At 41.0% G+C, this 12,141-nt stretch carries 11 protein-coding genes; 6 read left to right on the top strand and 5 right to left on the bottom strand.

Features of this window, described 5'->3' with window-relative positions; translation table 11 throughout:
- Positions 1-164 precede the first annotated feature (164 nt).
- Positions 165-638: a hypothetical protein gene (locus tag FTT83_RS08885; protein ID WP_086196275.1), complete on the bottom strand. Its 474-nt coding sequence runs from the start codon at positions 636-638 to the stop codon at positions 165-167.
- Between the two features lie 310 nt (positions 639-948).
- Here FTT83_RS08885 and carA point away from each other — a divergent pair, with 310 nt between their 5' ends.
- The 3 genes from carA to greA all read left to right on the top strand — a co-directional run bounded on the left by carA (position 949) and on the right by greA (position 5,904).
- The gene (gene carA, locus FTT83_RS08880; RefSeq protein ID WP_086196276.1) at positions 949-2,088 is read left to right on the top strand and encodes a glutamine-hydrolyzing carbamoyl-phosphate synthase small subunit; all 1,140 of its coding nucleotides are present in this window, start codon (positions 949-951) and stop codon (positions 2,086-2,088) included.
- Between the two features lie 13 nt (positions 2,089-2,101).
- On the top strand, positions 2,102-5,332 hold the full coding sequence (gene carB / locus FTT83_RS08875; protein ID WP_086196277.1) for a carbamoyl-phosphate synthase large subunit: 3,231 nt from the start codon (positions 2,102-2,104) through the stop codon (positions 5,330-5,332).
- Positions 5,333-5,427: 95 nt separating this feature from the next.
- A complete protein-coding gene (gene greA / locus FTT83_RS08870; RefSeq protein ID WP_086196278.1) occupies positions 5,428-5,904 on the top strand; it encodes a transcription elongation factor GreA in 477 nt (158 codons plus the stop codon).
- An 89-nt stretch (positions 5,905-5,993) separates the two neighbouring features.
- On the opposite strand, the gene FTT83_RS08865 is transcribed toward greA, so the two are convergent.
- Positions 5,994-6,575, bottom strand: coding sequence for a TetR/AcrR family transcriptional regulator (locus FTT83_RS08865; protein WP_086196279.1), 582 nt, complete (start codon positions 6,573-6,575; stop codon positions 5,994-5,996).
- A gap of 140 nt (positions 6,576-6,715) precedes the next feature.
- Here FTT83_RS08865 and FTT83_RS08860 point away from each other — a divergent pair, with 140 nt between their 5' ends.
- Positions 6,716-7,111, top strand: a complete 396-nt coding sequence (locus FTT83_RS08860) for a RidA family protein (RefSeq protein ID WP_086196280.1) — start codon at positions 6,716-6,718, stop codon at positions 7,109-7,111.
- 111 nt (positions 7,112-7,222) lie between these two features.
- Positions 7,223-7,846 carry a CatB-related O-acetyltransferase gene (locus tag FTT83_RS08855; protein ID WP_180042949.1) on the top strand — a complete coding sequence of 208 codons (624 nt, stop codon included), beginning with the start codon at positions 7,223-7,225 and terminating at the stop codon, positions 7,844-7,846.
- Positions 7,847-7,848: 2 nt separating this feature from the next.
- Here the strand turns inward: FTT83_RS08855 and FTT83_RS08850 are convergent, their stop codons facing one another.
- A complete protein-coding gene (locus FTT83_RS08850) occupies positions 7,849-9,291 on the bottom strand; it encodes a P-loop NTPase fold protein (RefSeq protein WP_180176537.1) in 1,443 nt (480 codons plus the stop codon).
- A 323-nt stretch (positions 9,292-9,614) separates the two neighbouring features.
- Here FTT83_RS08850 and FTT83_RS08845 point away from each other — a divergent pair, with 323 nt between their 5' ends.
- Positions 9,615-10,055 (top strand): universal stress protein, encoded by a 441-nt coding sequence (locus FTT83_RS08845; RefSeq protein ID WP_180176536.1) that lies wholly within the window; start codon positions 9,615-9,617, stop codon positions 10,053-10,055.
- A 68-nt stretch (positions 10,056-10,123) separates the two neighbouring features.
- On the opposite strand, the gene FTT83_RS08840 is transcribed toward FTT83_RS08845, so the two are convergent.
- Both FTT83_RS08840 and FTT83_RS08835 read right to left on the bottom strand, forming a co-directional pair.
- Positions 10,124-10,459 carry an MGMT family protein gene (locus FTT83_RS08840; protein WP_180042946.1) on the bottom strand — a complete coding sequence of 112 codons (336 nt, stop codon included), beginning with the start codon at positions 10,457-10,459 and terminating at the stop codon, positions 10,124-10,126.
- An 82-nt stretch (positions 10,460-10,541) separates the two neighbouring features.
- Complete coding sequence (locus FTT83_RS08835) at positions 10,542-12,041, bottom strand: sodium:proton antiporter (RefSeq protein ID WP_180176535.1); 1,500 nt, start codon at positions 12,039-12,041, stop codon at positions 10,542-10,544.
- Positions 12,042-12,141 lie beyond the last annotated feature (100 nt).

Below are 12,141 nucleotides of genomic sequence, written 5' to 3'. Positions count from 1 at the left end.
AAATGGACAATGCCGGTGACAAACTGGGGGCAAACCATCACACAGTTATCGATTTACTTTGAAGGCAGGCTCGATGATATAATTAAACTCTAGCCAATTCGGCTGACACAGAATTTTGAACGCTCTCTTCCTCGCCAGTATAAGCAGACATGTCTACTTATATGTCAGCTTTTTAAAGTAGGTTCCTCATCCGACTTCACTGACACCTTTTTCCACACATCTAAAGTATGTTCTTTAGAACGTTTTAAAGTTTCAGCCAGATGATCTTTATGTTTCACTGAAATTTGGTTGACATCGTCTTTTAACTCTTTGCCAAGTTTCGATAAGTCTTCAATCACCGCATTAAATTCAGCTTTTACGAACTCTTTCAATTCTGCCAAATCTTTCTGTGAAAAATTGAGTTGCTTTTTAATGGTTTCAATACGCTGAAAAAGGTCTTGTTTTAAACTTTGAATCTGCTCTTGAACATTTGCCTGTACCTCCTTTGCCTCTGCTTTTACATTCTCAGTAGATTCTGTCACCGCTTCTGTCACTTTTTGCTGTGCTTCTTTAGATGCCTGTTCCAACTTGTCCGCACCTTCTGCAACCACTTCCTTTAAGGTAGTTTTTGCTTTTGTTGGCTTGTGTTCTAAGGTCATGATCTTTTTTCCTATAGTTATTACATGAGAGCTCTAGCGTATTCCGTTTTGATAAAATTTAAGTTTTGATTTGTTAGACAATTCTAATTTGCTTACATTTTACATACATAGATGCAGAAACAGACTTTAAGCCAAAAAGCAAGGGATTTATCTCATACTTTTGCTGTAAAGCCGTTGGACTTAAAGGCTATTTCTGCGTATAATGCCGTGTTAAGTTCAAGCGAGCAGACAAGGAGGATAGGTTTTATAATAGCCTTCCTTTTTTTTCGTCTACTCGCTTTTTTACAGCCTAAATTTCAGGAGCTTTGGTTTGAGCACCCCAGCAATTTTAGCCCTTGCCGATGGTACTATTTTTAAAGGTACTTCAATTGGCGCATCGGGTAGTACGACTGGTGAAGTCGTTTTCAACACTGCCATGACTGGCTATCAAGAAATTTTGACTGACCCTAGTTATGCACAACAACTTGTCACCCTGACTTATCCTCATATTGGTAATACAGGTTGTAATGATGAAGACGCTGAGTCAGGTCGAATTCATAAAGTTTGGGCCAACGGATTGATCATTCGTGACCTTCCTTTATTGCATAGCAACTTCCGTGCTGAGCAATCACTTGGTGATTATCTTAAACAACACAACGTTGTGGCTATCGCAGACATTGATACTCGTAAACTAACGCGTATTCTGCGATCTAAAGGTGCACAAAACGGTTGTATCCTTGCTGGCGAAAACGCTACAGAGGAAGACGCTTTAGCTAAAGCCCGTGCTTTTGGCGGTTTAAATGGTTTAGACCTTGCTAAAGAATGCTGCGACCCTGAAGGTTTTGAATGGACAGAAGGCTCTTGGACTCTAGGCAAAGGGTTCTCTCAACCTGAACTTAAATTCCATGTTGTTGCATACGATTACGGTGTCAAAACCAACATCTTACGTATGCTCGCGGACCGCGGTTGTAAATTGACTGTTGTACCTGCTGAAACTCCTGCAGAAAAAGTCCTTGCTTTGAATCCGGATGGCGTGTTCCTGTCAAATGGTCCCGGCGATCCAGCAGCATGTGACTACGCAATTGAAGCTGTAAAAACAATTGTAGAAACGACTGAAATTCCAGTATTTGGTATTTGTTTAGGTCACCAGATTCTTGCACTTGCCTCAGGTGCAAAAACTGTGAAAATGCCTCACGGTCACCACGGTGCCAACCATCCTGTACAAAATCTTGAAGATGGTACAGTGATGATTACTTCTCAAAACCACGGCTTCGCAGTAGATACAGATACGCTACCGGCTAACTTGAAAGCAACGCACAAATCACTGTTCGACCAAACCTTGCAAGGTATGCATCGCACAGATAAACCTGCGTTCAGCTTCCAGGGTCACCCTGAAGCAAGCCCTGGTCCACATGACTGCGCACCATTGTTCGATCATTTCATCGAACTTATCGAAGCATCTAAGAAGTAATTAAGGAAGCATCATGGCTAAACGTACAGACATTAAAAGCATCTTAATTATCGGTGCAGGTCCGATTGTGATCGGTCAAGCATGTGAGTTTGACTACTCAGGTGCTCAAGCGTGTAAAGCACTTCGTGAAGAAGGCTACCGTGTTATTTTGGTCAACTCTAACCCAGCGACCATCATGACTGACCCTGCTATGGCAGATGCAACTTACATCGAGCCAATTACCTGGCAAACTGTAGCTGCAATCATTGAGAAAGAACGCCCAGATGCAGTTCTTCCAACCATGGGCGGTCAAACTGCATTGAACTGTGCCCTTGCCCTGGACGAGCACGGCATTTTAGAAAAATACAATGTTGAATTGATCGGTGCGACCAAAGAAGCGATCGAAAAAGCTGAAGACCGTAAACTCTTCGACCAGGCAATGCGTAAAATTGGTCTTGAATGTCCAAAAGCTGACGTTGCTGAGTCAATGGAACACGCACTTGAAATTCAAGCCCGCTTCGGCTTCCCGGTCATTATCCGTCCTTCATTCACCATGGGTGGTTCAGGCGGCGGTATCGCGTATAACCGTGAAGAATTCATTGAAATCTGTGAACGAGGTTTCGATCTTTCTCCAACTAAACAGTTATTGATTGATGAATCACTCATTGGCTGGAAAGAGTACGAAATGGAAGTTGTTCGTGACAAAAACGACAACTGTATCATCGTATGTACCATTGAAAACTTTGACCCAATGGGCGTGCACACAGGTGACTCAATTACTGTTGCTCCTGCTCAAACGCTTACAGACAAAGAATTCCAGTTACTGCGTAACGCTTCTTTAGCTGTACTTCGTGAAATTGGTGTTGAAACTGGTGGTTCGAACGTTCAGTTCGGTATTAACCCGAAAGACGGTCGTATGGTTGTCATCGAGATGAACCCACGTGTTTCTCGTTCATCTGCATTGGCATCTAAAGCAACTGGTTTCCCGATTGCGAAAATTGCTGCGAAACTGGCTGTGGGTTACACCCTTGATGAGTTGAAAAACGACATCACTGGTGGTACAACACCTGCATCATTCGAACCTGCAATTGACTACGTTGTTACCAAGATTCCTCGTTTCAACTTTGAGAAATTCCCACAAGCGGACGCAACTTTAACCACGCAGATGAAATCTGTAGGTGAAGTGATGGCGATTGGTCGTAACTTCCAAGAGTCTATGCAAAAAGCGCTTCGTGGTCTTGAAGTGGGTGCTTGCGGCTTTGATGAAAAAATCGAAGTGGGTACTGAAGGCGCGAAAGAAAAGATCCTGCAAGAACTTAAAGTTCCAGGTCCTGAGCGTATCTGGTACGTAGGCGATGCATTCCGTCATGGTTTCACCCTAGACGAAGTATTTGCTGCAACAAATATTGACCGCTGGTTCTTGATCCAGATCGAAGACATCATCAAAACTGAAAACCAAATCAAAACTTTAGGTTTTGGTGACTTAAATGCCGACAATATCCGTGCATTTAAACGTAAAGGTTTGTCAGATCTTCGTATTGCTGGCTTGATGGGCATTTCACAAAAACAATTCCGTAAACACCGTTGGAACTTGGGTGTGACTCCAGTTTACAAACGTGTAGATACCTGTGCCGCTGAATTCGAATCTGATACAGCGTACATGTACTCAACTTACGATGAAGAATGTGAAGCGAATCCATCGACTAAAGACAAAATCATGGTCATCGGTGGCGGTCCTAACCGTATTGGTCAAGGTATCGAGTTCGATTACTGCTGTGTACACGCTGCCCTTGCCATGCGTGAAGACGGTTATGAAACCATCATGGTGAACTGTAACCCTGAAACGGTTTCTACAGATTACGACACTTCTGATCGTTTGTACTTCGAACCGATTACCCTTGAAGATGTACTTGAAATCGTGCGTGTCGAGAAGCCTAAAGGCATTATCGTACAATACGGTGGTCAAACACCGTTGAAATTGGCTCGTGCTTTGGAAGAAGCTGGTGCGCCAATTATTGGTACATCACCTGATGCGATTGACCGTGCAGAAGACCGTGAACGTTTCCAGCAAATGATTCAACGTCTGCAACTTCGTCAGCCGAACAACAGCATCGTAAAATCTGCTGAAGAAGGTATGGCTGAAGCGGCGAAAGTTGGCTACCCACTGGTGGTGCGTCCTTCTTACGTTCTTGGTGGTCGTGCGATGGAAATCGTTTACAACGATGACGAATTGAAACGCTACCTACGTGATGCAGTTCAGGCATCGAACGAAGCGCCTGTTCTTCTTGACCACTTCTTGGATGATGCCATCGAAGTTGACGTGGACTGCGTATCTGACGGTAAAGACGTTGTGATCGGCGGTATCATGCAGCACATTGAACAAGCCGGTATTCACTCAGGTGACTCTGCATGTTCGATTCCTCCTTACTCTTTATCTCAAGAAGTACAGGACGAAATGCGCCGTCAAACGATTGCCATGGCGAAAGAGCTTGGCGTAATTGGTTTGATGAACGTTCAGTTTGCGGTTAAAGGCACTGATGTTTACATTCTTGAAGTGAACCCACGTGCGTCTCGTACTGTACCGTTCGTTTCTAAGTGTATCGGTGAATCTTTAGCTAAAGTTGCTGCACGTTGTATGGCGGGTCAATCTCTAGAATCTCAAGGATTCACTTCAGAGATTATTCCTAAACACTTCTCTGTAAAAGAAGCGGTGTTCCCATTCAACAAATTCCCGGGTGTTGACCCAATCCTTGGCCCTGAGATGAAATCGACTGGCGAAGTGATGGGTGTAGGTAAAACATTCGGCGAAGCATTCTACAAAGCTGTACTAGGCGCGAATGAACGCTTACCTGGCCTTCCAACCGAAGGGGAAGTGAAGCATGCATTCATCTCTGTACGTGATTCTGACAAGCCTCGTGCTGTTGGTATTGCGAAGCAGCTAGCTGGTTTCGGCTTCAAAATTCTTGCGACTGGCGGCACCTATGACGTGATTAAAGCAGCAGGTATTGAATGTGAACGTGTGAATAAAGTAACTGAAGGCCGTCCAAATATTGTTGACCGCTTGAAAAATGGCGAGATTCACCTCATTATCAATACAACTGAAGGCAAACAAGCTCAGCAGGATTCATTCTCGATCCGCCGCTCTGCTCTTCAAGGTAAGGTGTATCACACAACAACTTTGAATGGCGCAGACGCTGTATGTCAAGCTTTAGCAATTAAATTGCCGATGGATGTTTACCGCTTGCAAGACCTTACCAAAGGTTAATTAAGTTACCGAGAAGTCCCGCTACCTCTCGGTGGCGGGCTTTTTTTATTTATAAACCAGCTGTATTTTTTTTAATTTAACTTAGAGGGACAACAATGCAACGTTATCCTATGACTCCTGAAGGCAAAATTGCCCTAGAGAAAGAATTACACCAACTAAAAAGTATTGACCGTCCACGTATTACTGCAGCGATTGCTGAAGCACGTGAACATGGGGACTTGAAAGAAAATGCAGAGTACCACGCAGCGCGTGAACAGCAAGGCTTTTGTGAAGGTCGTATTCAGGACATCGAAGGTAAACTCGGTGCGTGCCAAGTCATTGATGTAAAAACACTTGAGCAAAATGGCCGTGTGGTTTTTGGTGTAACGGTAACAATTGAAAATATCGACACAGAAGAACAGAAGACTTACAAAATTGTTGGCGATGACGAAGCAGACTTTAAGATCAACAAGATCTCAGTAAACTCTCCGATCGCACGTGGCCTGTTGGGTAAAAACGAAGGCGACGAAGTGAAAATCGTTACTCCGCAAGGCGAAGTTGAATACGAAATTGTAAAAGTTGAATATATCTAAGTTTTAAATAGATATTTTAGGCTGTAAGAACCCCTCTGATGAGGGGTTCTTTATATTCAGTCTTCTGCTACAGAAAGCTGAGTTCCAGCTTATTTTAAAAGTCCCGATGCAAATAACTGAAATGCATGTAAAGCCTCATGCAGGACCTTCTCAGGATGCTCACTTGAGGCGACCCACAGTGCCGCATTCATGGCAGCACCATTTAAAAATACGGCCGCTGCTTCAGGATCGACTACTTTAATCCGGTCTGCTGCCAACAACTGCTCTACGCACTCACGCGTGGACTGCAGGCATTTATTTTGACTTGGCCAATGTGCAGGATCACCCAATACCGCAGGTCCATCACGCAGCACAATACGCTGAAACTCAGGATTTAGAGCATTTTCAATGTAGGTCCGCCCTTCTAGCATCAACCCTTCCCAAAGATCTTTAGGTTGTCCCAGATGTTGCCCGGCATATTCCGCCATTTCCGAATCAATTTGATCGACCACAGCAGCAAATAGGCCCCGTTTATCGCCAAAATGATGGTACAGCGCACCACGGGTCAGCCCTGCTTCTGCCGTGAGTTTATCCATTGAGGTGTCTGCATAACCATATTCAGCAAAGGCACGGCGTGCGACTTCTATGAGTTTTTTGCGGGTTTCCGCCATTTTTTGTTCACGAACAGACATTAGTTTCACCACATAATCATCGTAAAATTTTAATTGACATACGGATCGTATGTCAATTATGTTTACATACGAGGTGTATGTGAAAAGCGAGGCTGCTTTTAAAACCTAACATTTAAACTAGATATTGAATGAGAATAAACATGACTAGAACTGCAATATTTCCAAAAGACCGCCATGCACTCTATGAACAACATGGTTACTCTGCCGCCATACAATCAGACAATTTATTATTTGTATCAGGACAAGTAGGCAGTCTAGAAGATGGCAGCCCCGAACCTGATTTCAAAAAGCAAGTGCAACGGGCTTTTGAAAACTTAGCTGCGACATTGGCAGCTGCTGGTTGTACCTTTGACAATATTGTTGATGTCACCACCTTTCATACCGATCCTGAACGGCAATTTGAAAGCATCATGAAAGTTAAAAATCAGGTATTTACACAAAAGCCTTATCCCAACTGGACAGCTGTGGGCGTGACTTGGCTGGCAGGTTTTGATTTTGAGATTAAAGTCATTGCCCGTATTCCTAAAAGTGCATAGATCATATCAGCACATGCTTTAGGATTTGCTTCACTCGCTGAATTAAGATTATTGATTCAGCTTGACAGCAATTCGGTATAATGGCGCATTCCTTGTTGTTATAGCCCACTCATGTCTGAAAAGTTGATTAATTCCCCTGTGAATCACTGGTGCGAGTTCGAATTCATCTCGGAAACGGTGAAGAATCCAAACATTCACATCAAGGGCAATTACAGCTATTACTCAGCCTATTGGGATCAGGGATTTGAGCGTTGTGTGGTGAGGTATCTGCATGACAAGCCCGCTACACCAGAGAAGCCTATCGATCAGCTCTATATCGGTAATTTCGTCTGTTTTGGCGCAGAATGCGTGATTATGATGGGCGGCAACCAATTACACCGTACGGATTGGATTTCAGCTTTTCCGTTTGATACCCGTAGTTTTGTGCCTGCGGGTAACACCGTGATTGGTGATGGCTGCTGGATTGGCTCACGTGCCATGATTATGCAAGGCGTGAAGATGGGCGAAGGTGCTGTAGTTGCGACTGGCGCTGTCGTCACCAAAGACGTACCACCTTATGCCGTGGTCGGTGGTGTGCCTGCAAAAATTATTAAATACCGTTTCCCCGAAGCTGATATAGAAAAACTGCTTTCACTTAAGCTTTATGAGCTAGATGAAAAGCAGTTTTTAAAGATGCGTGAGCAGTTGCAGACGGATGATGTGGCTAGCTTGGTAAATTTTATATCTAATTCATAAAATTACAGTCCAGTTTTTATATAATTCATCCAAGATTCAATAAAATCACTAGTTTTACTCAGAGGGCTTATTGAAAATGCAGACAAATACTCTATGTACTTGCTTTCTTTCCAACTAGCATCATCTCTAATTCGCTCAATATTATGATGCTCATGAATAAAGCTACCCATAAAAAAATCTTCAATTTTATAATCCCATTTCAATATATCTCGCACCCATGTAGTATCAGTAATTGCATCAAACTTAGTATTAAAACTTAAATTAAGATTATGTTTTTTCATAAAATCTCTCTTATTTAAATACAGATTATTAGATAAGATTTTAATAATTGTTTCAAAATACCTAATATAATCATGTTTTACCGATAACGGTGTCATCATTAGGCTAATAAGAATTAAATTCTTGTTATTTTCACTTGTCCTTAATAAAGCATATTGATTTAGCTTTTTAACTAACTCACGCGGATTTAATTTTTTCTCTAATTGTAAAGCTAAAACCCAAAAATAGAACTCGTTCACTTCATCTTTATTAGTCAACTCTCCTATTCGAAAGAGTTGTTCTTTGATAATATTTTCATAATTTTTTTCACACTTTCCTGAAGAAAGATGTACTGTAAAATCAATGAATTTTTCAAAATAATCTCCATTCAACTTCGAATCATACCCATAATAGCTTTTAACAGACTGCAAGAGCTGTGGTTTATTCATTACCAAAATAAAAACTATTTTAGGAATATCAAAGAAGTGTTTAATACGTTCAATTAAACGAATTGAAAAATCAGGACGACAACGATCAAGCTCATCAATAACGAATACTAATGGTTTATCTAAATCTTCAGCTAGTTGAGATAGTTGCTGTTTAAATGCTAATAAAGTATTTTTATCTGCTTCATGTGCTTCTATTTTTTCGTCAATGCTTTCTTTTATTTTATCGCCTATTTCATCAGTTGCAGACTCAACAGCTTTCTCTCCAACCTTATAAGCCTCTTGTACAGCTGTACCTAAAACTCCACCACTAATTAAATTCAATCCTAAAGTTAATAGAACCTTAGGTAAACTAGGTAACAATGCGTGATATGCAGCTGCAGCTTTTCCTTTAAAAGCATCTATATGTTTTTGGTCAAGATCACAATCTTTAGATAAACAACTTGTGATCTCAGAACTAATCACTAAAAAAGGATCATCTAAATAATCATTTGCAAAAGCGTCCAGATAAATCACATTATGATCCGTATCACTTAAATGTTTAGCCCAATGCCGAACAAACCATGTTTTACCTTCACCCCAACGTGCATCCAAAGCCAATACCGCACCGCATTGCAAACGATCTACATAGTTAGTCAGTTGTTCCCCTAAACGTTTCCGATCCCATAAATCTCCTTCCCAGGCTTCATTAATATTTTCAAAATTGTCACGTTGCCAATTTAATTGATCTTTTTCATGCATTTTTTAATTCATTATTAATAAGTTACTACATTTATGATATGACAATTTTAAAGAACTGTTCACATCTATTTTTACAGATGGTTGCAAATAAAAAATCTGCTTACAATTTCCTCAGACTTTAGTTTTAAGCCCGCTAGTTTTTAAACAAAATCATGATAGATTAAATTATAAAATTGTTTTAGGGAATAAATTATCCCCATGAAATTACTAGGTTTTATTTTAATAGAAATACAGCTAGTATCAAATTTCAAACGTTTTTATTGAACAAGAAGTTCTAGTCTTAATACGATACATTTTAGTAAGGATTATAAGGAGAAATACACATGGCTTATCAAAATATCTTAGTCCCAATTGACGGTTCAGAAACAGCTTATGCAGCAGTGGCTAAAGCAGCTGAATTTGCTAAAGCATTTGGCAGCAAAATTACAGTAGTTCAAGTTTTAGCACTTGATCCGTATATCGCAGCAGAATACATTTCTGCTAGCCAAACCAATGACTTGATTGAACGTGCTCGTAATGCGATTGTTGATTCGCTAGCAGCAGCAAAGGCAAAATTCAATGAACAAGGCCTTGAAGTGGAAACTAAACTTCTTGAAGGACAAGTGATTCACCGTGAAATTGTGAGAGCTGCTGAAGATAGCCATGCTGATTTGATCATCATTGGTTCACATGGCCGTACAGGTCTGAAAAAATTGTTCTTGGGTAGCGTTGCTCAAAGTGTACTCGGAGAATCTCATATTCCGGTGCTGATTGTTCGCCAATAATATTCCCTTATATTTCCCATCTTTAACTAAAGGTGGGAAAATTTTATTCTGATCATCTACAGCTTTTATCAACTATTCATCCACTGATATTGTTTTAAATTAATTTTATCTCCAATCACCATTACCCCTTCTGCCACTAATTTTAATCGTTGAATATTTTCTCCGCTTTCATTTAATTTGCTTAGGCTAATTTTTCCTTGAGAGTTGATAACCCTATGCCAGGGAATATCCGCCGCTGAATCCAGATGCTTTAATAGATAACCGACTAAACGCGCATGTTTCGGCAAACCTGCCATACGGGCAATCTGTCCATAACTGGCCACTTTACCATATGGAATTAAGGCAATCACTTGCAGAATTTGACGCGCCAACTCATCACTGGAGCGACCTGAATGTTCTGACATATAAGCTCCTTAAATCATCCCATTTAAACTTTCAAGCTATAAAAAAAGCCCGTTATGAGCTTCTTTTATTTGTGTTTTACACTTAGAAATTATCCGGACTTTCCAAGCGTTTCACGACTTGTACCTTCTCTGGATTATGCATGACTGCAACACCATCTTCGGCTTTTTTATCAATTAAGGCATCCGGGTTATATACGGTAATAGTTTCATTGCCGTTGGCATCTTCACCGACAATATACTGAAAGCCTTTGCGATTCATTTTATGACACAAGCGTTGATACCAGCCCTTAAAACCCGTGGTTTCTTCATTGGGGTTATAATAAAAGGCATTCATGACCGCAGGCAAACCCAGTCCACAGACTACGCCGGAAAGTAAAACGGCAATAAAGGTATAGCCTACCAGGATACTGCTGTACTCACTGAGTTCAGGAATATTCGCCACCGCCAAAATCAAGGCCAGCGAGATTCCGCCACGCACCCCACCCCATGATAAAATTGCTAAACTACCATTATAGCTTTTGTTTCTAAAGTTCGGAAAAAAGGCAAAGGACAGATAGTTGGCAGCAAAGCGCGAAGCATGCAGAATCAGGAACGCCACAATACCGCCTAAAATCAGGCTGATGCTTAAATCCAGAATAAACAGTTCCAGACCAATCAAGGTGAACAAGAAGGAATTGATGATCCCTTCAACTGTATGCCAGAAATGGTTGACTTCACGAATTTCACGTTCCTGTAAAATTTCCTTCCACTTATTCCCAACCACCAAACCGCCAATCACACAGGCAATTGGTGCCGAAGCATGGGCAAATAAAGCCACCAAGTATGAACCACAAGCCAGTAATGCGGTGGTTAAAATCAAAGATTCCATTTCGTGTTTGCCACGAAGTAATCTTAAAATGCCCAGACCAAAACCCCAGCCAATAATTATGGCCACCACAATCTCGTAAAGCAAAGTTTGCAAAGTACCTATAATAGTAAAATGTTCACCCTGCAATACATATAATAAAGTCATGAATACGGCGATACACATGGCATCATTAAACAGTGATTCACCTTCCAGTTTGACCATCAGGTGATGCGGTGCACGTACCGAACTGAGTACACCTTTAATTCCAATCGGGTCGGTCGCACCCAATGCAGCACCTAACAGTAAAAGCACCAATAAATCGACATGCTTGCCAATCAGGAATTGATAGCCATATAAAGTGACACCAAAAAACACCGCACACAGCACCAGTGCAATACTGGCCAAAATACTGATCGGTTTCCAGTGGCTTTTTAAATCGGACACTTTAAATTTTAAAGCGGAAGAGGTCAGGATAAAACAGATCACGCCATTGATTAAAAAATCATAGAAATCAATATGACGAACTGCTTCTTCAATATTGTGAATATTAATGGTGATGAACTTGTTGCCACTGAGTAAACTAGCACCCCATTGTAAAATAAAGACGAAAATTGCCGAAACAATGGGTACACCTATCGCCTGTGGGAAACCTAAAATACGCTTATTAAAAATAGTCGTTGCAATTGAAAGCGCAAAAATAACTGTAAAGACCTGAAGAAAAAAGAAATTTCCCATTAAAGTTCCAATTTGAGCGATTGATTGGAATAAAGCGAACGCATCCCACCATTTCCAAATAAATATTTAATTCAATACTATTTATTCACCGAATCAGTTT

Origin of the sequence: Acinetobacter sp. YH01018, from assembly GCF_013420295.1 — a bacterium.
GTDB lineage: Bacteria > Pseudomonadota > Gammaproteobacteria > Pseudomonadales > Moraxellaceae > Acinetobacter.
This window is presented reverse-complemented; position numbering and strand designations above follow the sequence as displayed.